The 263-nt window shown below is 65.4% G+C and carries 1 protein-coding gene; it reads right to left on the reverse strand.

Features of this window, described 5'->3' with window-relative positions:
* Positions 1–263: SDR family NAD(P)-dependent oxidoreductase (locus SB717_RS36855; RefSeq protein WP_410908036.1), on the reverse strand; the 263-nt coding region annotated here is incomplete at both ends.

The raw sequence follows: 263 nt of genomic DNA on the forward strand, positions 1-263 counted from the left end.
CTTGGTCAGCCCCCGCAGTCCCCACTTCGATGAACCGTACAGAGCCCGGCCGGCCACCCCGCTGAACGCCGACCCGGAACCCACGTTGACTATGGAGCCGCTGCCGGCGCGTTGCATGGGTTCCAGAACCGCACGCATGCCCAGGTACGGCCCCACCAAGTTCACCGCGAGGACGCGGTCGAACTCTTCGCGGGTGCTGTCTTCGATGAGCCGGTGGTGCACGATGGCAGCGTTTTGGACCAGAATGGTCGGATCGCCGAATG

The sequence above is a fragment of the Priestia sp. SIMBA_032 genome (assembly GCF_046535215.1).
GTDB classification, from domain to species: domain Bacteria; phylum Bacillota; class Bacilli; order Bacillales; family Bacillaceae_H; genus Priestia; species Priestia aryabhattai.